This is a genomic window from Staphylococcus carnosus, assembly GCF_900458435.1.
GTDB lineage: Bacteria > Bacillota > Bacilli > Staphylococcales > Staphylococcaceae > Staphylococcus > Staphylococcus carnosus.
The window spans coordinates 1,657,383-1,682,672 of the sequence record NZ_UHCT01000001.1 but is presented as its reverse complement, the minus strand read 5'-3'; the positions used below and the strand labels follow the sequence as shown (position 1 = coordinate 1,682,672).

19 protein-coding genes are annotated in these 25,290 nt (G+C 35.6%); all 19 read left to right on the top strand.

The window, feature by feature from the left end:
* Positions 1-94 precede the first annotated feature (94 nt).
* The gene (sucC, locus tag DYE31_RS08050) at positions 95-1,261 is read left to right on the top strand and encodes an ADP-forming succinate--CoA ligase subunit beta (RefSeq protein ID WP_015900133.1); all 1,167 of its coding nucleotides are present in this window, start codon (positions 95-97) and stop codon (positions 1,259-1,261) included.
* Between the two features lie 20 nt (positions 1,262-1,281).
* Positions 1,282-2,196, top strand: coding sequence for a succinate--CoA ligase subunit alpha (gene sucD / locus DYE31_RS08045; RefSeq protein ID WP_015900134.1), 915 nt, complete (start codon positions 1,282-1,284; stop codon positions 2,194-2,196).
* A gap of 674 nt (positions 2,197-2,870) precedes the next feature.
* Positions 2,871-4,946 (top strand): type I DNA topoisomerase, encoded by a 2,076-nt coding sequence (gene topA, locus DYE31_RS08040; protein ID WP_174221510.1) that lies wholly within the window; start codon positions 2,871-2,873, stop codon positions 4,944-4,946.
* Positions 4,947-5,030: 84 nt separating this feature from the next.
* Entirely contained in the window at positions 5,031-6,341 is a 1,311-nt protein-coding gene (gene trmFO / locus DYE31_RS08035; RefSeq protein WP_015900136.1) for an FADH(2)-oxidizing methylenetetrahydrofolate--tRNA-(uracil(54)-C(5))-methyltransferase TrmFO, read from the top strand.
* A gap of 122 nt (positions 6,342-6,463) precedes the next feature.
* On the top strand, positions 6,464-7,354 hold the full coding sequence (gene xerC / locus DYE31_RS08030; RefSeq protein WP_015900137.1) for a tyrosine recombinase XerC: 891 nt from the start codon (positions 6,464-6,466) through the stop codon (positions 7,352-7,354).
* 2 nt (positions 7,355-7,356) lie between these two features.
* Positions 7,357-7,896, top strand: a complete 540-nt coding sequence (hslV, locus tag DYE31_RS08025) for an ATP-dependent protease subunit HslV (protein ID WP_015900138.1) — start codon at positions 7,357-7,359, stop codon at positions 7,894-7,896.
* Positions 7,897-7,980: 84 nt separating this feature from the next.
* Entirely contained in the window at positions 7,981-9,387 is a 1,407-nt protein-coding gene (gene hslU, locus DYE31_RS08020) for an ATP-dependent protease ATPase subunit HslU (RefSeq protein ID WP_015900139.1), read from the top strand.
* A 32-nt stretch (positions 9,388-9,419) separates the two neighbouring features.
* A complete protein-coding gene (codY, locus tag DYE31_RS08015) occupies positions 9,420-10,193 on the top strand; it encodes a GTP-sensing pleiotropic transcriptional regulator CodY (RefSeq protein ID WP_046099427.1) in 774 nt (257 codons plus the stop codon).
* Positions 10,194-10,376: 183 nt separating this feature from the next.
* Positions 10,377-11,159, top strand: a complete 783-nt coding sequence (gene rpsB / locus DYE31_RS08010) for a 30S ribosomal protein S2 (protein WP_015900141.1) — start codon at positions 10,377-10,379, stop codon at positions 11,157-11,159.
* Between the two features lie 237 nt (positions 11,160-11,396).
* Positions 11,397-12,278 carry a translation elongation factor Ts gene (gene tsf / locus DYE31_RS08005; protein ID WP_015900142.1) on the top strand — a complete coding sequence of 294 codons (882 nt, stop codon included), beginning with the start codon at positions 11,397-11,399 and terminating at the stop codon, positions 12,276-12,278.
* A 134-nt stretch (positions 12,279-12,412) separates the two neighbouring features.
* Positions 12,413-13,135 (top strand): UMP kinase, encoded by a 723-nt coding sequence (gene pyrH / locus DYE31_RS08000; protein ID WP_015900143.1) that lies wholly within the window; start codon positions 12,413-12,415, stop codon positions 13,133-13,135.
* Positions 13,136-13,152: 17 nt separating this feature from the next.
* Positions 13,153-13,707 carry a ribosome recycling factor gene (gene frr / locus DYE31_RS07995; protein WP_015900144.1) on the top strand — a complete coding sequence of 185 codons (555 nt, stop codon included), beginning with the start codon at positions 13,153-13,155 and terminating at the stop codon, positions 13,705-13,707.
* A gap of 180 nt (positions 13,708-13,887) precedes the next feature.
* Positions 13,888-14,655 carry an isoprenyl transferase gene (locus tag DYE31_RS07990; RefSeq protein ID WP_015900145.1) on the top strand — a complete coding sequence of 256 codons (768 nt, stop codon included), beginning with the start codon at positions 13,888-13,890 and terminating at the stop codon, positions 14,653-14,655.
* 17 nt (positions 14,656-14,672) lie between these two features.
* A complete protein-coding gene (locus DYE31_RS07985; RefSeq protein WP_015900146.1) occupies positions 14,673-15,455 on the top strand; it encodes a phosphatidate cytidylyltransferase in 783 nt (260 codons plus the stop codon).
* 233 nt (positions 15,456-15,688) lie between these two features.
* Positions 15,689-16,969: an RIP metalloprotease RseP gene (gene rseP / locus DYE31_RS07980; RefSeq protein ID WP_015900147.1), complete on the top strand. Its 1,281-nt coding sequence runs from the start codon at positions 15,689-15,691 to the stop codon at positions 16,967-16,969.
* A gap of 21 nt (positions 16,970-16,990) precedes the next feature.
* Complete coding sequence (locus DYE31_RS07975; RefSeq protein WP_015900148.1) at positions 16,991-18,691, top strand: proline--tRNA ligase; 1,701 nt, start codon at positions 16,991-16,993, stop codon at positions 18,689-18,691.
* A 335-nt stretch (positions 18,692-19,026) separates the two neighbouring features.
* Entirely contained in the window at positions 19,027-23,334 is a 4,308-nt protein-coding gene (locus tag DYE31_RS07970) for a PolC-type DNA polymerase III (protein ID WP_115314406.1), read from the top strand.
* 150 nt (positions 23,335-23,484) lie between these two features.
* Positions 23,485-23,952, top strand: a complete 468-nt coding sequence (gene rimP, locus DYE31_RS07965; protein WP_015900150.1) for a ribosome maturation factor RimP — start codon at positions 23,485-23,487, stop codon at positions 23,950-23,952.
* Between the two features lie 21 nt (positions 23,953-23,973).
* On the top strand, positions 23,974-25,287 hold the full coding sequence (nusA, locus tag DYE31_RS07960) for a transcription termination factor NusA (RefSeq protein ID WP_015900151.1): 1,314 nt from the start codon (positions 23,974-23,976) through the stop codon (positions 25,285-25,287).
* Positions 25,288-25,290 lie beyond the last annotated feature (3 nt).

Here is a 25,290-nt window from a genome sequence, read left to right as displayed (position 1 = left end):
AAAATTGACAAAAAGAGCCTCTTTCAGTTTACAATAGCGCTTACATTTTCTATAATTAACAATGTACTTAACCTAAGAAACAGGAGGATGGAGAATGAATATCCACGAGTATCAAGGAAAAGAAATCTTTCGTTCAATGGGCGTTCCCGTTCCAGAAGGACGTGTAGCATTCACTGCTGAAGAAGCAGTAGAAAAAGCTAAAGAATTAGACACTGATGTTTATGTTGTTAAAGCACAAATCCACGCTGGGGGTAGAGGTAAAGCTGGCGGTGTAAAAATCGCTAAGTCATTATCTGAAGTGGAAGCTTATGCTAATGAATTGCTTGGGAAACAGCTTGTAACTCACCAAACTGGCCCTGAAGGTAAAGAAGTTAAACGTTTATACATCGAAGAAGGCGCAGATATTAAAAAAGAATATTATGTTGGCTTCGTAATCGACCGTGCAACAGATCGTGTTACTTTGATGGCGTCTGAAGAAGGCGGAACTGAAATTGAAGAAGTAGCAGCAAAATCACCAGAAAAAATCTTTAAAGAAACAATCGACCCTGTCGTTGGTTTAGCACCATTCCAAGCGCGTCGTATTGCTTTCAATATCAATATTCCAAAAGAATCAATCAATAAAGCTGCTAAATTCTTAATAGCTTTATACAATGTGTTTATTGAAAAAGATTGCTCAATCGTTGAAATTAACCCATTAGTATTGACTGGTGAAGGCGATGTTTTAGCTTTAGATGCTAAAATCAACTTTGACGATAATGCTTTATTCAGACACAAAGATATTCTAGAATTACGTGATTTAGAAGAAGAAGATCCAAAAGAAATCGAAGCTTCTAAATATGATTTATCTTATATTGCTTTAGATGGCGACATTGGCTGTATGGTTAATGGTGCTGGTTTAGCTATGGCAACTATGGATACAATCAATCATTTTGGCGGAAATCCTGCAAACTTCTTAGACGTAGGGGGCGGCGCTACAAAAGAAAAAGTTACTGAAGCATTCAAAATCATCTTAGGTGATGACAATGTTAAAGGTATCTTTGTAAACATCTTCGGTGGTATCATGCGTTGTGATATTATCGCTGAAGGTATCGTAGCAGCAGTTAAAGAAGTCGACTTAACATTACCTTTAGTTGTTCGTCTTGAAGGTACTAATGTTGAACTCGGTAAACAAATCTTAAAAGATTCAGGTTTAGCAATCGAGCCAGCAGCTACAATGGCTGAAGGTGCTCAAAAAATTGTGAAACTTGTCAAAGAAGTCTAAGGAAAGGATGAGAGACTAAGATGAGCGTATATGTAGATAAGAATACAAAAGTAATCGTGCAAGGTATCACTGGGTCTACAGCCCTTTTCCATACAAAACAAATGCTTGAGTATGGTACTCAAATCGTTGCAGGTGTAACTCCTGGTAAAGGCGGACAAGTAGTAGAAGGTGTACCTGTATTTAATACAGTAGAAGAAGCAAAAGAAGAAACTGGTGCTAATGTTTCAGTAATTTATGTTCCAGCACCATTTGCTGCAGATGCAATTTTAGAATGTGCAGATGCTGATTTAGATTTAGCAATCTGTATTACTGAGCACATTCCTGTTCTAGATATGGTTAAAGTTGTTCGTTATTTAGAAGATAAAAACACTCGTTTAATCGGACCTAACTGCCCAGGTGTTATTTCTCCTGACGATTGTAAAATCGGAATTATGCCTGGTTACATCCATAAACGAGGCCATGTGGGCGTAGTATCTCGTTCTGGTACTTTAACTTATGAAGCAGTACATCAATTAACTGAAGAAGGTATCGGTCAATCATCAGCTGTTGGTATTGGTGGGGACCCTGTCAATGGTACTAACTTCATCGATGTATTAGATGCATTCAATAAAGACCCTGAAACTAAAGCAGTTGTTATGATTGGTGAAATCGGCGGTACTGCTGAAGAAGAAGCGGCTGAATGGATCAACAAAAACATGACTAAACCAGTAATCGGATTTATCGGAGGTCAAACAGCTCCTCCAGGTAAACGTATGGGTCACGCTGGTGCGATTATTTCTGGCGGTAAAGGTACTGCTAAAGAAAAAATCAAAACACTTAATGAAAACGGTGTGAAAACTGCAGATACTCCTTCTGAAATCGGTTCTACTTTAATTGAAGCGGCTAAAGAAGCTGGTATTTATGAAGAATTATTAACAGTTAAGAAAGATTCTTAATTTTTAAATCACATTATTGTTCACAAATAAAGCATAGGTTTGTACTGAAAAGTGCAAATCTGTGCTTTTTTATTATTTAAGTTGAGTATTCTTATATGTTTTAAATGTTTTTTGGATTATTTATATATAATAGAAGAAACTCGACACCTTATTTAGATTGTTGTTTTGTAAGAAAAACTTATATTAATGGATGTTTTTTTATCTGTATATAGAAAGATGGGGAGAAAATACGGGTTATTCAATGTATAGCTCGAAATATCATTTTGAAATTACAATTATAATTTAGATACTTTAAGAAACCGACAATACTTTGACAATTGAGAGAACCAGTCTGCGTAAGGTATGCTCTATTTTCAAGTTGCTCGAATAACTTAACGTTCTTTAATAAATCAATAATAATGACGAAAGTTAATTGAAATATTTCTATTACAGGAGTTTGTGCAGTTTGTTTGGATGGTGATTAAAAGATACAACCTACTTCTATATCAAAGTGAAAAGAAAACGAAAAATAACCGTGAGGTTGAACAATTAGATTTAAGTTTAAAAGGTTCGCTCCTGTCCAAAAAGTAACATTAAAATCAATTGGCTTTAAATTAAAATATTGACAAATGTAAAATAAACCGTTTATCATTTACCTTTGTAACAAGGATGATAATTAATCGACGCAAGGGGGAATCACTTTGGCTGATAATTTAGTCATAGTTGAGTCGCCTGCAAAAGCTAAAACAATTGAAAAATATTTAGGGAAACGATATAAAGTTATCGCATCAATGGGGCATGTCAGAGATTTGCCAAGAAGCCAAATGGGCGTTGATGTTGAAGAAGATTTCGAACCCAAATATATTACTATTCGCGGCAAAGGACCGGTCGTTAAAGAATTAAAAAGACATGCTAAAAAAGCAAAGAAAATCTTTTTAGCAAGTGACCCCGACCGTGAAGGAGAAGCGATTGCATGGCACTTGGCGAATATATTAGAATTAGATGAAAATGCAAAGAACCGTGTAGTATTTAATGAAATTACGAAGGATGCAATAAAGGAAAGTTTTAAAACACCTAGAGGAATTGAACTGAATCTAGTGGATGCTCAACAAGCACGCCGTATTGTAGACAGACTTGTGGGATATAATATTTCTCCAGTACTATGGAAGAAAGTTAAAAAAGGTCTTTCTGCTGGTCGTGTTCAATCAGTTGCATTACGACTTATTATTGATCGTGAAAATGAAATCAGAAACTTCAAACCAGAAGAATACTGGAAAATAGAAGGTAATTTCAGATATAAAAAATCAACATTCAGTGCTAAGTTCTTACATTATAAAAATAAACCGTATAAATTAAACAATAAAGATGATGTCAAATTCATCACAGATCAATTAGATGGTAACGAATTCGAAGTCACTAAAGTGACTAAAAAAGAAAAGAAACGTTATCCAGCTAATCCATTTACGACATCTACTTTGCAACAAGAAGCTTCAAGAAAATTGAACTTTAAAGCTAGAAAAACAATGATGATTGCACAACAACTTTATGAAGGTATTGATTTGAAAAAACAAGGTACTGTTGGTTTGATTACTTATACGCGTACTGACTCAACACGTATCTCAGCTGGAGCAAAAGCTGAAACAAAAGAATTCATTACTGAAAAATACGGAAAAGATTATGTATCTCAACGTAAAGCAGCTGCAGGTAAGCAAGGGGACCAAGATGCCCATGAAGCTATTCGTCCTACTAAAACTTTGCGTACACCTGCTGAAATGAAAGAATTCTTAACTCGAGATCAATATCGTTTGTATAAATTAATTTGGGATCGTTTTGTTGCGAGCCAAATGGCACCAGCAGTTTTAGATACTGTTGCAATGGATATTGAGCAAAATGATGTTAAATTCCGTGCGAATGGACAAACAATTAAATTCAAAGGTTTTATGACTTTATATGTAGAATCTAAAGATGAAGAAGAAGAGAAAAATAGCAAGTTGCCTGTTATTGCTGAGGGTGAAAAAGTAGTCGCTACTGATATTGAACCTACGCAACACTTCACACAGCCGCCACCAAGATTCACTGAAGCGCGACTTGTTAAAACTTTAGAAGAATTGAAAATCGGTCGACCTTCAACATATGCACCGACATTAGATACAATTCAAAAACGTAATTATGTCAAAATGGAAAGTAAAAGATTTGTTCCGACAGAACTTGGTGAAATCGTACATGAACAAGTTAAAGAATACTTCCCAGAAATTATTGATGTCGACTTTACAGTCAACATGGAAACATTACTAGACAAAATTGCAGATGGCGACATTAAATGGAGAGAAGTTGTCGGCAACTTCTACGGCGGTTTTGAAAAAGATGTTGAACGTGCAGAACAAGAAATGGAAAAAATTGAAATCAAAGATGAACCAGCTGGTGAAGATTGTGAAGAATGCGGTTCACCGATGGTTATCAAAATGGGCCGTTACGGTAAATTTATGGCTTGTTCTAATTTCCCTGATTGCCGAAATACCAAAGCAATTGTGAAGGAAATCGGAGTTAAATGTCCAAAATGTGATGATGGTCAAGTTGTAGAACGTAAATCTAAAAAAGGCAGAGTTTTCTACGGCTGTTCTAATTATCCAGAGTGTGATTTCATTTCATGGGATAAACCAGTCGGCAGAAGCTGTCCAAAATGTGATCATTATCTTGTGGAACGTAAAAAAGGTCGTTCAAGCCAAGTTATTTGTTCAAATTGTGATTATAAAGAAGAAGTTCAAAAATAGAATGTTAAGATGCAAGAGGTTGGACACAAAAGTCGATACTGCTGACGTCCTGCCTCTTTTCATCTGAATGAGGAGGATTTATTTATGGCAGAGACAGTAGTTAATGTAGTCGGTGCTGGATTAGCAGGTTCTGAAGCAGCATATCAACTCGCACAGCGCGGTATCAAAGTTAATTTGATTGAAATGCGTCCTGTTAGACAAACACCTGCACACCATACCGATAAATTTGCAGAACTTGTATGTTCTAATTCATTGCGCGGTAATTCACTTACAAATGCAGTGGGTGTGTTAAAAGAAGAAATGCGCCGTTTAGATTCATTGATTATAAAAGCAGCAGATGCTGCACGTGTACCAGCAGGCGGGGCACTCGCAGTAGACCGTCATGATTTTGCCGGCTATATTACAGATACATTGAAATCTCATCCGAATGTGAATGTTATCAATGAAGAAATCGAATCTATTCCAGAAGGTTATACAATTATTGCGACAGGTCCGTTAACAACTGAAGGACTGGCAAAAGAAATTGTAGAAATTACTGGCGAAGATCAATTGTATTTCTATGATGCAGCAGCACCTATTATCGAAAAAGAATCTATTGATATGGATAAAGTATATTTGAAATCTCGTTATGATAAAGGTGAAGCAGCATATTTAAACTGCCCAATGACTGAAGAAGAATTTGACCGTTTTTATGATGCGGTTTTAGAAGCTGAAGCAGCGCCTGTAAATGAGTTTGAAAAAGAAAAATATTTCGAAGGCTGCATGCCATTTGAAGTAATGGCAGAGCGCGGACGCAAAACTTTATTATTTGGTCCTATGAAACCAGTCGGTCTAGAAGATCCGAAAACAGGTAAACGTCCATTTGCAGTTGTTCAATTACGCCAAGATGATGCCGCAGGTACACTTTACAATATTGTCGGATTCCAGACACATTTAAAATGGGGTGCGCAAAAAGAAGTCATCCGCTTAATTCCTGGTTTGGAAAATGTAGATATTGTACGTTATGGCGTAATGCACCGTAATACATTTATCAATTCACCAGATGTGTTATCTGAAACTTACCAACTTAAAGGAAACGACCACCTATACTTTGCTGGTCAAATGACAGGTGTAGAAGGATACGTTGAAAGTGCAGCAAGCGGGTTAGTTGCAGGTATTAATGTGGCGCATAAATTACAAGATAAAGCTGAAGTTGTCTTTCCTCGTGAAACGATGATCGGCAGTATGGCTTATTATATTTCACATGCAAATAACAATAAAAACTTCCAACCTATGAATGCGAACTTCGGTTTAGTACCGTCTTTAGAAAAAAGAATTAAAGATAAGAAAGAACGTTATGAGCAGCAAGCCAATCGCGCATTGACGTATTTAGAGAATTTTAAGCAAACATTGTGATAAATTATGAATATTTTGATAAAATAAGATTTATGTTTAGAAAACGTTTGCGATTTCGAGACTTAAATCACTGCAGCTCCCTCTGTCCATATGCTACAATGCAAATGATGGAGGGGTTTTTATTGAATAAAATCCAAGAGTCTTTTTTATACATGTTAAAAGTAGAACGATTTTTTTCTAAGCATACTTTAAAGTCTTACCACGATGATTTAGTTCAATTTAATGCATTTTTAGAACACGAGCATTTAAAATTAAAATCTTTTGAATATAAAGACGCGAGAAATTATTTGTCATTTTTATATTCAAAAGGCTTGAAAAGAACTACAGTTTCCCGTAAAATTTCTACGTTACGTTCTTTCTATGAGTTTTGGATGACACAAGATGATACGGTTGTTAACCCTTTTGTTCAACTTGTACACCCCAAGAAAGAACAATATCTGCCTCATTTTTTCTATGAAGAAGAAATGAGCGCTTTATTTGAAACTGTAGAAGCAGACGGTCATAAAGGTTTGCGTGACCGTGTGATTTTAGAATTGTTGTACGGAACTGGCATTCGGGTTTCAGAATTAGTGAACATCAAGTTAGAGGATCTAGATTTAAATTCACCTGGTGTTAAAGTGCTGGGTAAAGGTAATAAGGAACGATTTATACCATTTGGAAATATGTGCAGAGAGAGTATTGAACGATATCTAGAACTGTTTCCGCCAATTCAGAATGTAAAGCATGATTATTTATTAGTTAATATAAATGGTCGTCCCATTACTGAACGCGGTGTGAGATATGTTTTGAATGACATAGTGAAGCGGACAGCAGGAGTAACAGACATACATCCGCATAAACTGCGTCATACATTTGCAACGCATATGCTGAATGAAGGCGCTGATTTGCGAACAGTCCAATCTCTTCTCGGTCACGTCAATTTATCAACCACTGGTCGATATACGCATGTTTCAAACCAGCAATTGCGTAAAGTTTATTTAAATGCACATCCTCGAGCTAAAAAGGAGAAATAATAATGAATAACTCTATTCATGCGACAACAATATTTGCTATTAGACAAAATGGCCATGCTGCAATGGCAGGCGATGGTCAAGTAACACTTGGCGAACAAGTAATTATGAAGCAGACGGCACGTAAAGTACGCAGATTATATGACGGTAAAGTGTTAGCAGGATTTGCTGGTAGTGTGGCAGATGCTTTTACACTTTTCGAAAAATTCGAAACTAAGCTGCAAGAATTCAGCGGTAATTTAGAACGTGCAGCAGTAGAACTTGCTCAAGAGTGGAGAGGTGACAAACAATTACGTCAGCTTGAAGCGATGTTAATTGTGATGGATAAAAACTCTATTCTTGTTGTCAGCGGTACAGGTGAAGTAATTTCACCAGATGATGATTTAATTGCAATCGGTTCTGGCGGCAACTACGCTTTAAGTGCTGGCCGTGCATTAAAACGTCATACAGAAATGTCAGCAAAAGATATTGCATATGCAAGTTTAAAAGTTGCTTCAGAAATTTGTGTCTTCACAAATGACAACATTATTGTCGAAGAATTATAAGTATTCTTTTTGGAATATAAACAACCATAATTTTCCTGAGAAACGGAAATGAGTAAATTTGAAATATTGGAGGTTGATCGACGGATGGATGCTAGCGCAATCAAGCTTACCCCTAAAGACATTGTATCTCAGTTGAATGAGTATATTGTCGGACAAAATGATGCAAAGAAAAAAGTAGCCATTGCTTTGAGAAACAGATATCGTCGCAGTCAGTTAGATGAAGAAATGAAACAAGAAATTGTTCCGAAGAATATATTAATGATCGGCCCTACTGGTGTAGGTAAAACTGAAATTGCCCGTAGAATGGCTAAGATTGTCGGTGCACCTTTTATTAAGGTGGAAGCAACAAAATTCACTGAAGTGGGTTATGTTGGAAGAGACGTTGAAAGTATGGTTCGTGATTTAGTAGACGTTGCAGTAAGACTTGTAAAAGAAGATAGAAAAGATAAAGTGAAAGATGAAGCGGTTAAAAAGGCTAATGATAAATTAGTTAAATTACTTGTACCGAGTATGAAAAAGAAAGCAAATCAAAATGCAGGTAACCCGTTTGAATCTATTTTTGGCGGTATGATGCCTAACTTCGGAAATAATGATGAAGAAGATGAAGAGCCACCAACTGAAGATATTAAAACAAAACGTTCTGAAATTAGAAGTCAGCTTCTGAACGGTCAATTGGAAGAAGAAAAAGTACGTATCAAAGTTGAACAAGACCCAGGAGCTTTGGGAATGCTTGGTACAAACCAAAATCAGCAAGTTCAAGATATGATGAATCAATTAATGCCTAAGAAAAAAGTTGAACGTGAAGTACCTGTTAAAACAGCGCGTAAAATCTTAGCTGACGAATATGCTGATGAATTAATCGATCACGAAACAGCCAATCAAGAAGCATTAGAATTAGCTGAACAAATGGGAATTATCTTTATAGACGAAATAGATAAAGTAGCAAGCAACAACCAAGGTGGCGGACAAGATGTTTCAAGACAAGGTGTTCAAAGAGATATCTTGCCAATTGTTGAAGGAAGCGTTGTTCAAACAAAATATGGCAGTGTCAACACTGAACATATGCTGTTTATCGGAGCAGGTGCTTTCCATGTGTCAAAACCGAGTGACTTAATTCCTGAGTTGCAAGGACGTTTCCCAATCAGAGTAGAATTAGATAGTTTATCAGTTGATGATTTTGTGAATATTCTTAAAGAACCGAAATTATCATTGATTAAACAATACGAAGCGTTATTGCAAACTGAAGAAGTCACAGTGAACTTTACAGATGAAGCAATTACACGATTAGCTGAAATTGCTTACCAAGTTAACCAAGACACAGACAATATCGGTGCAAGACGCTTGCATACGATTTTAGAAAAAATGCTTGAAGATCTATCATATGAAGCACCTGGCATGCCGAATGCAGTGGTTGATATTACTGCTCAGTATGTAGATGATAAATTGAAATCTATTTCAACTAATAAAGATTTAAGTGCATTTATCTTATAACTTATAATTATAAATATAAAAGGAGAAGAAAAATGAGTTTACTTTCAAAAACAAGAGAATTAAATACACTGTTGCAAAAACATAAAGGTATTGCAGTAGACTTTAAAGATGTTGCGCGCAAAATTAGTGAGGTTACTGTTACAAACGTATTTATCGTATCACGCAGAGGTAAAATTTTAGGCCATAGTTTAAACGAATTGTTAAAAAGCAACCGTATCAATCAAATGCTAGAAGATCGTCATATTCCAAGTGAATACACTGATAAATTAATGGATGTTAAACAAACAGTTTCAAACATCGGTATTGATGATGACTTATCTGTTTTCCCTCCTGAAAACAGAGACACATTCATTGACAGCAAAACTACAATTTTCCCAGTATTGGGTGGCGGTGAAAGATTAGGTACGCTTGTATTAGGCCGTGTATCTGATGACTTCACTGATAACGATTTAGTGTTAGGTGAATATGCAGCAACAGTATTAGGTATGGAAATTTTACGTGAAAAACATAGCGAAGTAGAACAAGAAGCACGTGATAAAGCAGCAATCAACATGGCTATCAATTCATTATCATATTCGGAAAGAGAAGCAATTGAGCACATTTTCGAAGAACTTGGCGGTAAAGAAGGTTTATTAATCGCTTCTAAAGTTGCTGATCGTGTCGGTATTACACGTTCAGTTATTGTAAACGCATTACGTAAATTAGAAAGTGCCGGTGTGATTGAATCTCGTTCACTAGGTATGAAAGGTACTTTCATTAAAGTTAAAAAAGAACAATTCTTAGATGAATTGGAAAAATCTAACTAATCATTTATATTGTAACACTTAGTTTTCATTATTGCTTTATAAAATGAAATATGTTATATTTAATGACGGCTAAAGAGCCGATAACGCACATGAAAAGCAAAAGTATAAAGGGTGCGATGTTATTTCGTCGTTTTTATACGAGCTTTTTGTGGAGGAAAATAACCAAATTGGAGGATTTTAATCATGGCAGTAATTTCAATGAAACAATTGCTAGAAGCAGGTGTTCACTTCGGTCACCAAACACGCCGTTGGAACCCAAAAATGAAAAAATATATTTTCACTGAAAGAAATGGTATCTATATCATCGACTTACAAAAAACAGTGAAAAAAGTTGACGAAGCGTACAACTTCCTTAAACAAGTATCTGAAGACGGCGGTAAAGTCTTATTCGTAGGTACTAAAAAACAAGCACAAGAATCTATTAAAAATGAAGCTGAACGTGCTGGTCAATTCTACGTTAACCAAAGATGGTTAGGCGGAATCTTGACTAACTATAAAACAATCTCAAAACGTGTAAAACGTATTTCTGAAATTGAAAAAATGGAAGAAGACGGTTTATTCGAAGTATTACCTAAAAAAGAAGTAGTTGAAATCAAAAAAGAATACGACCGTTTAATCAAATTCTTAGGCGGTATTCGTGATATGAAATCAATGCCTCAAGCATTATTCGTAGTTGACCCTCGTAAAGAGCGCAACGCTATTGCTGAAGCACGTAAATTACACATCCCAATCGTAGGTATCGTTGATACTAACTGCGACCCAGATGAAATTGATTACGTTATTCCTGCAAACGACGATGCAATCCGTGCCGTTAAATTATTAACTGGTAAAATGGCAGATGCAGTCTTAGAAGGTCAACAAGGTGTTTCAAATGAAGAAGTAGCTGCTGAACAAAACATCGACTTAAATGAAGATGAAGTTGTTGAAGTAGAAGAAGTTAAAGAAACTTCTGTTGAATCAAACTAAGAATAATTCAAAAAGGGTGATAAGATATTAAAAGCTTATCACCTTTTTTTAAAAAGAATATTAATAAAAAATGAACTTCAGAATACAAATATTACTTTGTGTATGAAGTTGTAATAAAATAAATGAATAATCAGATATTGCAAGTTTAAAGCAAGGCAAATAGAGTTATATTCATATTAAGAACTGATATACTGTATTTGAAATGATTATTATGTTATATAAATGGAGGAAAAATGAATGGCACAAGTTACAGCTAAATTAGTTAAAGAATTACGCGAAAGAACTGGCGCAGGTATGATGGATTGTAAAAAAGCGCTTGAAGCAACTGATGGCGACATCGAAAAAGCAATCGACTACCTACGTGAAAAAGGTATTGCAAAAGCTGCTAAAAAAGCAGATCGTATTGCAGCTGAAGGTATGACTCATGTCGAAGTTGAAGGAAACGATGCAGTTATCGTTGAAATCAATGCTGAAACTGACTTTGTTGCGCGTAACGAAGGTTTCCAAGAATTAGTTAAAGAACTTGCGAAACATATTCTTGAAACTAAACCAGAATCTGTTGATGCTTTAATGGAAACTAAAATGTCTACAGGTGAAACTGTTAAAGAACGTATCAATGAAGCAATCTCAACTATCGGAGAAAAATTAAGCTTGCGTCGTTTTGCAATCAGAACTAAAGGCGACAATGATTCTTTCGGTGCTTACTTGCACATGGGCGGACGTATCGGTGTATTAACAGTAGTTGAAGGTTCTACTGACGAAGAAGCAGCTAAAGATGTTGCTATGCATATCGCTGCTATCAACCCTAAATATGTTTCTTCTGACCAAGTGAGCCAAGAAGAACTTGCTCATGAAAAAGAAGTTTTAAAACAACAAGCATTAAATGAAGGTAAACCAGAAAAAATCGTTGAAAAAATGGTTGAAGGCCGTTTACGCAAATATTTACAAGAAATTTGCGCAGTTGACCAAAACTTCGTTAAAGACCCAGATGTAACTGTTGAACAGTTCTTACAATCTAAAGGTGGTAAATTAACTGACTTTGTTCGTTATGAAGTAGGCGAAGGCATGGAAAAACGTGAAGAAAACTTTGCTGATGAAGTAAAAGGACAAATGAAATAATTTTACTAAGTTGTTGAACAAGAAAGAAGACACCTTGTATTTCTATATAAATGCACACATTTGTATCAGACATACCTTTTGTGTCTTCTTTACTTGTATCACTTACATATTTTTACGATAGAGAGGATAGGAAAATGGCTGAAACTTCTAAATATAATCGCGTTGTCTTGAAACTAAGTGGAGAAGCCCTTGCTGGAGAAAAAGGGTTTGGTATTAATCCAATTATTATTAAAAGTGTTGCAAAACAAATTGCTGAAGTCGTAGAGTTAGATTGTGAAATCGCTGTAATTGTTGGCGGCGGAAATATCTGGAGAGGTAAAACAGGTAGTGACCTTGGAATGGATCGCGGTACTGCAGACTACATGGGAATGTTAGCTACAGTTATGAATGCACTTGCACTTCAAGACAGCTTAGAACAATTAGATTGCGATACTCGCGTTTTAACTTCAATCGAAATGAAACAAGTTGCAGAACCATATATCAGACGTCGTGCTATCAGACATTTAGAGAAAAAACGTGTTGTAATTTTCGCGGCTGGTATCGGCAACCCTTACTTCTCAACAGATACAACAGCTGCTCTAAGAGCTGCTGAAGTTGAAGCTGACGTAATTCTAATGGGTAAAAATAATGTAGATGGCGTTTATTCAGCAGACCCTAAAGTTGATAAAAACGCAGAAAAATATGAGCACTTAACATATATCCAAATGCTTCAAGATGGTCTTCAAATCATGGATTCTACTGCAGCATCATTCTGTATGGATAACAATATTCCGTTGAATGTGTTCTCTATTACAGAAGAGGGAAATATTAAACGTGCTGTTAAGGGCGAAAAAATCGGTACTACAATTACAAAATAAATTTGAGGTGTAATAAGATGAGCGACATTTTAAGCGAAACTAGATCAAGAATGAAAAAGTCAATTGAAAGTTTGTCACGTGAACTAGCTACTATTAATGCCGGCCGTGCTAATTCTAATTTGCTTGCAGGCGTAAAAGTAGATTATTATGGTGCACCAACACCAGTTCAACAATTAGCAAGCATCAACGTTCCTGAACCACGTTTATTAGTAGTTTCACCATATGATAAAACTTCTTTATCTGATATCGAACGTGCGATTAATGCAGCTAACTTAGGAGTAAACCCATCTAGTGATGGCGAAGTAATCCGTATCATGGTGCCTGCATTAACAGAAGAACGTCGTAAAGAATTAGTTAAAGACGTTAAAAAAATGGGAGAAAACGCAAAAGTTTCTATCCGTAACATCCGTCGTGACAGTAATGACGATTTGAAGAAAGACGAAAAAGAAGGCGTTATTTCTGAAGATGAATTACGTACTGGCACTGACGATGTTCAAAAAATCACTGATGAATCTATCAAAGAAGTAGATAAAGTGTTAGAAGAAAAAGAAAAAGACATCATGTCAGTATAATATCTCGTACGAACTGAATGAGTTGAAAATATTGTGACCAAAACTGTACCAACTAAGACTTTGGTACAGTTTTTTAATTGTTCTATTCATTGCTATTAACGAGTGTGATAAAATGATAGATAATTGCATGAATAATCTATTATAATGTAACAGAGATAGATTGAGCTCGGAGGATAGACCATGTTTAAAAAGCTGAAAAATAAAAATCAATCTGAAGCTGATGGGACACATTCAGATTTAGATTTACATAATATACCCGAACATATAGCGATTATCATGGATGGTAATGGCCGTTGGGCGAAGAAACGAAAAATGCCGAGAATTAAAGGGCATTATGAAGGTATGCAAACAATTAAAAAAATTACTAGAGCTGCAAATGATATCGGGGTAAAATATTTAACTTTATACGCCTTCTCAACTGAAAATTGGTCCCGTCCTGAACAAGAAGTAAACTATATTATGAACTTACCTGTTAATTTCTTAAAAACATTTCTTCCTGAATTAATAGAAAGAAATGTGAAAGTAGAAACAATCGGTTTTACGGATGATTTACCTGCTTCTACAATGAAAGCAATTAATCATGCTAAAGAAAAAACAGCGCAAAATGATGGTTTGAAATTAATATTTGCTATTAATTATGGCGGACGTGCCGAAATTACAGATAGCGTACGACGTATGTTTGATGATATGATTGAGCGAGGTCAGAATAGTAGCGATATTACTGAAGAAACAATTAATGATTACTTAATGACAAGCCAATACCCTGATCCGGAATTGTTAATAAGAACATCAGGGGAACAACGTATCAGCAACTTTTTAATTTGGCAAATTTCATATAGTGAGTTTATATTTGACCAAAAACTTTGGCCAGATTTTGATGAAGATGAACTTAAGAATTGTATTAAAATTTACCAGAAAAGACAGCGTCGTTTCGGTGGTTTAATATAGGAAGATAGGAGTATATTATGAGAGTTAGAACGGTAACGGCAATTATTGCTTTGTTAATCTTTTTACCAATACTAATTATCGGCGGACCTATATTGATGTATTTCTCATACATCTTGGCCCTTATCGCACTGAAAGAATTATTGAATATGAATAAAATCCGTTTTATTTCGATTCCTGGGATTATTAGTGCACTTGGTTTGATTATCATTATGCTGCCACATGATTTAGGTGCATGGGTAGCAGCAGTGCAATTAAAAGGACTCATTATAATGAGTTTCGTAATTTTAAGTTATACTGTCATGTCTAAAAACCGATTTAGTTTTATTGATGCAGCATTCTGTTTAATGTCAGTGGCTTATGTCGGTATTGGATTTATGTATTTATATGAAACACGTGAAGCTGGATTAGCATTTATATTATTTGCTTTCTTAGTCGTTTGGACAACAGATACTGGTGCATACTTATTTGGGCGTGCTTTCGGAAAGCATAAATTATGGCCAGTCATTAGTCCGAATAAAACAATTGAAGGCTTTATCGGCGGAGTTTTATGTAGTTTATTAGTGCCGCTAATTATGCAATTCTTTGTAGATTTCGATATTAATATTTGGATAATGCTTCTAGTTACAGTCATTTTAAGTATGTTCGGCCAACTTGGTGATTTGGTTGAATCTGGATTCAAACGCCATTTCGGTGTGAAAGATTCTGGTAAGATTTTACCGGGACACGGCGGTATTCTTGACCGTTTTGACAGTTTCATGTTTGTTTTACCATTACTTAACATTTTATTACTGCAAAATTAATAATTGCGAGGCATGTGAGAATTGCAAACAAATAGAAATTCGTTTGCACGTCGGCATGCCTTTTTCTGTATCAACGCTCAACATATTACTTGTACATAGCTCAAAATATCATTAATATAATATATTATGTTGAAAATTTTCAACCTACATATCTCAAAAGTAGGTGCGAGATAACTATAGTTATCTCCATTGTTACTTCAGAGAAATGAAATTTTAATTAGAGGTGGCCCATTTTGATAATTACTATATTAGCGTTTATTATCGTTTTTGGTGTCTTAGTTTCCGTTCATGAGTACGGCCACATGTTTTTCGCAAAACGTGCAGGAATTATGTGTCCTGAATTTGCTATCGGCATGGGACCCAAGATATTCAGTTTTAGAAAAAATGAAACATTATATACAATAAGATTATTACCAGTAGGCGGATATGTCCGTATGGCTGGTGATGGTATTGATGAAGTACCAGTCGAACCGGGAATGTCAGTCAAAATTAAATTAAATGACAAAGATGAAATTATACATATTATCTTGGATGATCAACACAAATTCCAACAAGCAGAAGTGATTGAAATTAAAAAATGTGATTTCAAAGATAAAATGTATGTAGAAGGCATTACATCTTACGATGATGAAAGACATCGTTATTATATTGCAAAAGAAGCATATTTTGTGGAAGGCGGAAGTTTAATCCAAATTGCACCGCGTAATCGTCAATTTATGCATAAAAAACCGTATCAAAAATTCTTGACGTTATTTGCAGGTCCATTATTCAACTTTATTTTAGCGTTAGTGATATTTATAGGTCTTGCTTACTATCAAGGTACGCCGACTAACTCTGTAAAACAAGTTGCAGACCATTATCCAGCTCAAGAAGCAGGATTAAAATCAGGAGATAAAATTGAACAAATCGGATCGCACAAAATCAGCACATTCGATGATATTCAAAAAGCATTAGACAGCAATAAAGATAAACCTGTTAAAGTGACATATGAAAGAGACGGCAAAAATAAAACAGTAGAATTAACACCTAAAAAAGTTAAAGAAGGCACAAAAGTGAGCCCTAAAATTTCTTATAAAATAGGCTATCAACCGCAATCAGAACATTCATCATTGATTGAACCTTTAGTAGCAGGTGTACAGCAATTTGTTAAAGCAGGCACATTAATTTTTACCGCAATTGTTGCGATGATCGGCAGTATTTTTACAGGCGGGTTCTCCTTTGATATGTTGAATGGCCCGGTGGGTATATATCATAATGTTGATACTGTGGTAAAAACTGGTATCATTAACTTGATAGGTTGGACAGCGCTTTTAAGTGTCAATTTAGGTTTAATGAACTTATTACCGATTCCTGCACTTGATGGTGGACGTATACTATTTGTTTTATATGAAGCGGTGTTCAGAAAACCAGTTAACAAGAAAGCTGAAACATACATTATCGGAGCAGGTGCTGTATTCGTCATTATTATCATGATATTAGTAACGTGGAATGATATTCAGCGTTATTTCTTATAAGAAACGGAGGAACTTAGTTTTATGAGACAATCAAAAGTATTTATACCAACGATGAGAGAAGTACCAGCTGAAGCTGAAGCATTAAGTCATCGTTTGTTATTAAAAGCAGGTTTAATTAAACAAAGTACAAGCGGAGTTTATAGTTACTTACCATTAGCGACACGTGTATTGAATAAAATTACAGCAATCGTACGTGAAGAAATGGAAAGCATTGATGCTGTTGAAATTTTAATGCCTGCCTTGCAACCATCTGAATTATGGGAAGAGTCAGGTCGTTGGGATGCTTATGGTAGTGAATTGATGCGTTTAACAGATCGAAACGGTCGTCAATTTGCTTTAGGTCCAACGCATGAAGAAGTAGTGACTTCTCTTGTTCGTGATGAAGTAAAATCATATAAACAATTACCATTAACACTTTTCCAAATTCAATCTAAATTCAGAGATGAAAAACGTCCTCGTTTCGGCTTATTACGTGGTCGCGAATTCATTATGAAAGATGCGTATTCATTCCATGCTGATGAAGCATCATTGGATGAAACGTATAATCAAATGTACGATGCATACAGCCGTATTTTTAAAAGAGCGGGTATAAATGCTCGTCCAGTTGTGGCAGATTCTGGTGCAATTGGCGGAAGTCATACTCATGAATTTATGGCTTTAAGCGAAATTGGTGAAGATACGATTGTATATAGTGAAAACAGTGACTATGCAGCTAACATTGAAAAAGCTGAAGTACGTTTTGAGCCAAAAGAAAATGGTGAAGCACTATTAGAATTAGAAAAAGTTGAGACACCTAATGCACATACTGCACAAGAAGTTGCTGACTACTTAAATCGTCCTTTAGAACAAATTACAAAATCAATGATTTTTAAAGTGGATGGCGAATTCATTATTGTATTAGTACGTGGAAATCATGAAATCAATGATGTGAAATTAAAAACATACTTCGGTACAGATAACATTGAACTTGCGACACAAGATGAAATTATTAATTTAATTGGTGCGAAACCAGGTTCAATCGGTCCAATTCAAGAAAAAGGTATTAAAGTATATGCGGATAATTTTGTTCAAGATGCACCTAATTTAGTAATTGGTGCCAACGAAGATGGTTATCACTATATCAATGCGAATCCTGAACGCGACTTTAATGTAGAAGAGTTCGGTGATTTCCGTTTCATTTTAGAAGGCGAACCTTTAAGTGACGGATCAGGTGAAGCTAAATTTGCTGAAGGTATTGAAGTAGGTCAAGTCTTCAAATTAGGTACAAAATATTCTGAAACGATGAACGCAACATTCTTAGATAATCAAGGTAAAGCTAAACCATTGATTATGGGTTGCTATGGTATTGGTGTTTCAAGAACATTGAGCGCTATTGTTGAACAAAATAGTGATGAAAATGGTATTGTTTGGCCAAAATCCGTGACACCATTTGACTTGCATTTAATTACAATCAATCCTAAAAAAGATGATCAACGTGAACTTGGCGATCAAATATACGCTGAATTACAACAATCATATGAAGTGCTTTATGATGATAGAAAAGAACGTGCAGGTGTTAAATTCAATGATGCTGATTTAATCGGTTTGCCAATACGTATTGTTGTAGGTAAACGTGCAGATGAAGGAATCGTTGAAGTCAAACGTCGTGATAATGGTGAAAGTGAAGAAGTTGAAGTTTCAAATTTAGCTTCTTATATTGATAATTTATATACACAAATTTAAGCGAAAGTTTTCCGAAGCTCTTAAAAGGAGTTTCGGAATTTTTTTGTTTTACTCTTTAATTCGAGTACGATAGGCTTTTGAAGCAACAATACATCATATATAATAGTTTTACTGTTTTTAGAACGAGGGGAAATTTGGTATAATATTTAAGATGTTTCTAAAAAAGAACGTAAGAAAAGTAACCACGCTGTTTTGAAGTGTGGTTCTGTTTTTCATAAAAGGTAGTACTGCATGGTTTCCTCTGACATCCTCTCTCAAACAATTGAGTTGTAATTCTTTCTTTGCAGTTCTACAATTCTATTTAATCAATCATTAAGGTGGTAATTGTCTTGGCAATGACAAATCAAGAAAAATTTAAAGTTCTAGCTGATCAGATTAAAATTGCGAATCAGTTAGAACCTGAAATATTAGAACAAAGTGAATTAAATCGTATTGATGTGTCGTCAAAAGCACGCACATGGCTTTTCCAAATCACCTTGCCGCACTTTTTATCTCACGAAGATTACTTACTATTCACTCATGCACTGACTGAAGAATTCAAAGATATTGCTACAGTCAACTGGCACTTCAAAGTTCAAAATACTACGAACCAAGATGAATATGCGATGAAATACTTTAACCACTGTATTGATCAAACGCGCTTATCACCAAAAGTCAAAGGGCAGTTGAAACAAAAACGTTTGATTATGTCAGGTGACGTTTTAAAAGTAATGGTTTCAAATGATGTTGAACGAGATTATTTCCATAAAGCATGTAATGGGAGTCTAGTGAAAGCATACCGCCAATGTGGTTTTGACGTAAATAAGATCGTGTTTGAAACAGATAATGATGGACAAGATGCGGATCTTGCTTCTTTAGAGGCTTACATTCAAGAAGAAGATCAGCAAAGTGCTAAAGAAGCTACTGAAAAATTAGAGAAAATGAAAGCTGAAAAGGCAAAACAACAAGATAACAATGAAAATACAGTAGCGAAATGCCAAATCGGTAAACCTATTCAAGTTGATAATGTGCGTCCAATCGAATCTATTATCGAAGAAGAATTCAAAGTAGCAATTGAAGGCGTTATTTTTGATATGAATATTAAAGAATTGAAAAGTGGACGCCACATTGTTGAATTAAAAGTAACAGACTATACAGATTCACTTGTACTTAAAATGTTTACACGTAAAAACAAAGATGATTTAGAACATTTCAAAGCGTTAAGTGTCGGCAAATGGGTACGTGCACAAGGACGTATTGAAGAAGATACATTTGTACGCGACTTAGTTATGATGATGTCTGATATTGAAGAAATCAAAAAAACACCAAAACAAGATAAAGCAGATGACAAACGTGTTGAATTGCACTTGCATACTGCAATGAGCCAAATGGATGGTATTAATAATATCGGAGATTATGTAGCGCAAGCAGCTAAATGGGGACATCCTGCAATTGCTGTAACAGATCACAGTGTTGTACAAGCTTTCCCTGATGCTTTTGCGGCTGCTGAAAAAAATGACATTAAAATGTTGTATGGTATGGAAGGAATGCTCGTAGATGATGGTGTTCCGATTGCTTATAAACCGACAGACCGTATTTTAAAAGATGCTACGTATGTAGTGTTTGACGTGGAAACAACAGGACTGTCAAACCAATACGATAAAATTATTGAATTAGCCGCTGTAAAAGTACATGATGGCGAGATTATTGATAAATTTGAACGTTTCAGTAATCCGCATGAACGTTTATCTGATACAATCAAAAACTTAACGCATATTTCTGATGATATGTTAGTGGATGCACCAGAAATTGATGATGTATTAACTGAGTTTAAAGAGTGGGTCGGAGATGCGATTTTCGTAGCGCATAATGCTTCATTCGATATGGGCTTTATTGACACAGGATATGAACGTGCAGGACTCGGCAATTATACAAATGGTGTTATCGATACCTTAGAACTTTCTCGTACGATTAATACAGAATTCGGTAAGCATGGTTTGAACTTCTTAGCTAAAAAATATGGCGTAGAACTGACACAACATCACCGTGCCATTTATGATACAGAAGCAACTGCGTATATTTTTATTAAAATGTTGAAACAAGTAGAAGAACTTGGTGTAACTAACCATAAAGATATAAATCAGTCTTTATCTAATGAAGATGCTTATAAACGTGCACGTCCAAGTCACATTACAATTTTGGTTCAAAACCAAGATGGATTAAAAAACTTATTTAAAATCGTCAGTGAATCTTTGGTCACTTATTATTATCGTACACCAAGAATCCCGCGTTCGTTATTAGATGAATATCGTGAAGGATTGTTGATTGGTACTGCTTGTGATGAAGGTGAAGTCTTTACTGCTGTAATGCAAAAAGACCAATCTCAAGTAGAACGTATTGCGAAATACTATGACTATATTGAAGTACAACCACCAGCGTTGTATCAAGATTTGATTGATCGAGAATTGATTCGTGATAATAAAACGATGGAAGAAATTTATGAACGGTTGTTAAAAGCAGGAGAAGCGGTTAATGTACCGATTGTTGCAACAGGTAATGTGCATTATTTGAATGAACATGATTCAATCGCACGTAAAATTTTGATTGCCTCTCAACCAGGTAACCCGCTTAACCGTTCAACATTACCAGAAGCACATTTCCGTACTACGGATGAAATGTTGGATGCATTCCATTTCTTAGGCGAAGAAAAAGCACATGAAATTGTAGTTGAAAATACTCAAGCACTCGCAGACCGTATTGAACGTGTTGTTCCGATTAAAGATAAATTGTATACACCGCGTATGGAAGGTGCAAACGAAGAAATTCGTGAAATGAGTTATGAAAATGCGCGTAAATTGTATGGCGATGATTTACCGCAAATTGTAATAGATAGATTGGAAAAAGAATTAGAAAGTATCATCGGTAATGGTTTCTCTGTTATCTATTTGATTTCACAACGTTTGGTTAAAAAATCATTGAATGATGGTTACTTAGTAGGCTCTCGTGGTTCTGTCGGTTCCAGTTTCGTAGCAACTATGACAGAAATTACCGAAGTGAATCCATTACCACCACATTATATTTGTCCAAAATGTAAGAAAAGCGAATTCTTCAATGATGGTTCGGTCGGTTCAGGTTTTGACTTGCCAGATAAAAAATGTGAATGCGGTGCTGAAATGATTAAAGAAGGGCAAGATATTCCTTTCGAAACTTTCTTAGGATTCAAAGGGGATAAAGTTCCTGATATTGACTTGAACTTCAGTGGTGAATATCAACCAGAAGCCCATAACTATACAAAAGTGTTATTCGGTGAAGACAAAGTATTCCGTGCCGGTACAATTGGTACTGTTGCAGAAAAAACAGCATTCGGTTATGTCAAAGGTTATTTAAATGACCAAGGTATTCATAAGCGCGGTGCAGAAGTGGATCGTTTGGTGAAAGGTTGTACGGGTGTTAAACGTACTACAGGTCAACATCCAGGCGGTATTATTGTTGTACCGGATTACATGGATATATATGATTTTACGCCTGTTCAATATCCAGCTGATGACCAATCATCACCTTGGATGACGACACACTTTGACTTCCACTCAATTCACGATAATGTGTTGAAACTCGATATTCTGGGTCATGATGATCCGACAATGATTCGTATGCTTCAAGATTTATCAGGTATTGATCCGAAAACGATACCGGTTGACGATAAAGAAACGATGCGTATTTTCAGTACACCTGAATCACTTGGGGTGACAGAAGAAGAGATTATGTGTAAAACAGGAACATTCGGTGTACCAGAGTTTGGTACGGGATTCGTAAGACAAATGCTTGAAGATACAAAACCAACAACTTTCTCAGAGCTTGTTCAAATTTCCGGTCTGTCTCATGGTACAGATGTATGGTTAGGCAATGCTCAAGATTTAGTTCGTTCAGGTACTTGTGACTTATCAGGTGTAATCGGTTGTCGTGACGACATCATGGTTTACTTGATGTATGCAGGTCTTGAACCGTCACTAGCCTTCAAAATTATGGAAGCGGTACGTAAAGGTAAAGGCTTGCAAGAAGAGTGGGAAGAAGTCATGAAAGAGAATAACGTACCAGATTGGTATTTAGATTCTTGTAAAAAAATCAAGTACATGTTCCCGAAAGCCCATGCTGCAGCATATGTTTTAATGGCTATGCGTATTGCATACTTTAAAGTACATTATCCGCTTTATTATTATGCAAGTTACTTCACAGTACGTGCATCAGACTTTGATTTAATTACAATGATTAAAGACAAAGAAGGTATTAAAACTGTCGTGAAGGACATGTATTCTAAATACATGGAGCTTGGTAAAAAAGAAAAAGATGTTTTGACTGTGTTAGAAATTATGAATGAAATGGCGCATCGTGGTTATCGTATGCAGCCGATTAGTTTGGAAAAAAGCCAAGCCTTTGAATTTATTATTGAAGGCGACACTTTAATCCCGCCGTTTATTTCAGTTCCTGGATTAGGTGAAAACGTTGCAAAACGTATTGTTGAAGCACGTGAAGAAGGCCCATTCTTATCTAAAGAAGATTTGAATAAAAAAGCTGGTTTATCACAAAAAGTTATCGAATATCTTGATGAATTAGGTTCATTACCAGGCCTTCCAGATAAAGCGCAATTATCAATTTTTGATATGTAATTAAAACAATGAGGTTGAAAAGCTTGTCATTGTGCAACAATTGGCAATTAAAAGTCGACTGTGTTATAATTACATTGCGTAAAAAATGAACTTTAGTCACGAAGAGTGGGGTTTACCCGCTCTTTTCTATTTGTATAAAAGGAGGTTCGCATGAGTAAAATCACTGAACAAATTGAAGAAATCATTCAACCCGTATTAGATGATTTGAATTTTGAACTCGTAGAAATTGAATTTACTAAAGAAGGAAAAGACCACTTCCTCAGAATTTCAATCGACAAAGAAGGCGGCGTCGATTTGAATGACTGTACACTTGCATCTGAGAAAATCAGTGAAGTTATGAATGAAGAAGACCCAATCGAACAAATGTATTACCTAGATGTAGCATCACCTGGTGCTGAACGTCCTATTAAAACTGATAAAGCACTTCATGATGCTGTAGAACAACCTGTATTTGTTTCTCTTTATGCGCCGATTGATGGCTCTAAAGAGTGGTTAGGTGTCTTGCAATCTGTAACTGATGACCATATTGTCATCAAAGCACAAGTTAAGGAAAAGAAAAAGGAAGTTGAAATCCCTAGAAATAAAATTGCTAAAGCACGTCATGCAGTATTGATTTAACGTGATTAGGAGGATTTAACCGTGTCAAGTAATGAATTATTATTAGCAACAGAGTATTTAGAAAAAGAAAAGAAAATTCCAAGAGAAGTATTGATTGACGCTATCGAAGCAGCATTGATTACAGCTTATAAGAAAAACTATGAAGCTGCGCGTAACGTACGTGTGGAATTAAATATGGATGAAGGTACATTCCATGTAATCGCACGTAAAGAAGTTGTAGATGATGTTTTTGATGATCGTGAAGAAGTAGATATCAGTACAGCATTAGAAAAAAATCCAGCATACGAAATCGGCGACATTTACGAAGAAGATGTAACACCTAAAGACTTCGGCCGTGTAGGTGCACAAGCAGCAAAACAAGCTGTAATGCAACGTTTACGCGATGCTGAACGTGAAATTTTGTATGATGAGTTTATCGACAAAGAAGAAGATATCGTGACTGGTATTATCGACAGAGTCGATCATCGTTATGTATACGTTAATTTAGGACGTACAGAAGCTGTATTGTCTGAAGCTGAAAGAAGTCCGAATGAAAGTTATATTCCTAATGAACGTATCAAAGTGTATGTCAATAAAGTAGAACAAACTACAAAAGGTCCTCAAATTTATGTGTCAAGAAGCCATCCTGGTTTATTGAAACGTTTATTTGAACAAGAAGTGCCTGAAATTTATGATGGTACTGTAGTGATTAAATCAGTTGCACGTGAAGCAGGCGATCGTTCTAAAATCAGTGTTTATTCTGATAACCCTGATATTGACGCTGTTGGTGCATGTGTAGGTTCTAAAGGCGTGCGTGTAGAAGCAATCGTTGAAGAACTTGGCGGCGAAAAAATCGACATCGTTCAATGGAACGAAGATCCTAAAGTATTCGTTAAAAATGCTTTAAGTCCTTCTCAAGTACTTGAAGTTATTGTAGATGAAGCAAATCAATCTACAACTGTAATCGTTCCAGATTACCAACTTTCATTAGCAATTGGTAAACGTGGTCAAAATGCCCGTTTAGCTGCAAAATTAACTGGTTGGAAAATTGATATTAAATCTGAATCTGATGCTAGAGAAGCTGGAATTTATCCAGTTCCTGAAGTAGAAGAAACAGACGATGAGGTTACAGAAGATTTAACTGAAGAAGTGGTTGTTGGTCAAGTTGACGAAGAACCTGAAGTAGATGTTGAAGCTGAAGAAGTTTCAGAAATCGAAGACTTCGAAGAATCAGAAGAAGCTGCTGTTGAAGAACTTGAAGACGAAGAAACAGCTTCTGAGATTGAAGAAGCTGCTGAAGAAGAAGCTATCGAAGAAACATTTGAAAAAGATTCTAAAAAAGACGTAGAAGAATAATTT

Coding starts and splice junctions, on each gene's coding strand:
- sucC (WP_015900133.1), top strand. CDS start 95: ATGAATATCCACGAGTATCAAGGAAAAGAAATCTTTCGTTCAATGGGC.
- sucD (WP_015900134.1), top strand. CDS start 1,282: ATGAGCGTATATGTAGATAAGAATACAAAAGTAATCGTGCAAGGTATC.
- trmFO (WP_015900136.1), top strand. CDS start 5,031: ATGGCAGAGACAGTAGTTAATGTAGTCGGTGCTGGATTAGCAGGTTCT.
- hslV (WP_015900138.1), top strand. CDS start 7,357: ATGAATAACTCTATTCATGCGACAACAATATTTGCTATTAGACAAAAT.
- hslU (WP_015900139.1), top strand. CDS start 7,981: ATGGATGCTAGCGCAATCAAGCTTACCCCTAAAGACATTGTATCTCAG.
- codY (WP_046099427.1), top strand. CDS start 9,420: ATGAGTTTACTTTCAAAAACAAGAGAATTAAATACACTGTTGCAAAAA.
- rpsB (WP_015900141.1), top strand. CDS start 10,377: ATGGCAGTAATTTCAATGAAACAATTGCTAGAAGCAGGTGTTCACTTC.
- tsf (WP_015900142.1), top strand. CDS start 11,397: ATGGCACAAGTTACAGCTAAATTAGTTAAAGAATTACGCGAAAGAACT.
- pyrH (WP_015900143.1), top strand. CDS start 12,413: ATGGCTGAAACTTCTAAATATAATCGCGTTGTCTTGAAACTAAGTGGA.
- frr (WP_015900144.1), top strand. CDS start 13,153: ATGAGCGACATTTTAAGCGAAACTAGATCAAGAATGAAAAAGTCAATT.
- DYE31_RS07990 (WP_015900145.1), top strand. CDS start 13,888: ATGTTTAAAAAGCTGAAAAATAAAAATCAATCTGAAGCTGATGGGACA.
- DYE31_RS07985 (WP_015900146.1), top strand. CDS start 14,673: ATGAGAGTTAGAACGGTAACGGCAATTATTGCTTTGTTAATCTTTTTA.
- DYE31_RS07975 (WP_015900148.1), top strand. CDS start 16,991: ATGAGACAATCAAAAGTATTTATACCAACGATGAGAGAAGTACCAGCT.
- DYE31_RS07970 (WP_115314406.1), top strand. CDS start 19,027: ATGACAAATCAAGAAAAATTTAAAGTTCTAGCTGATCAGATTAAAATT.
- rimP (WP_015900150.1), top strand. CDS start 23,485: ATGAGTAAAATCACTGAACAAATTGAAGAAATCATTCAACCCGTATTA.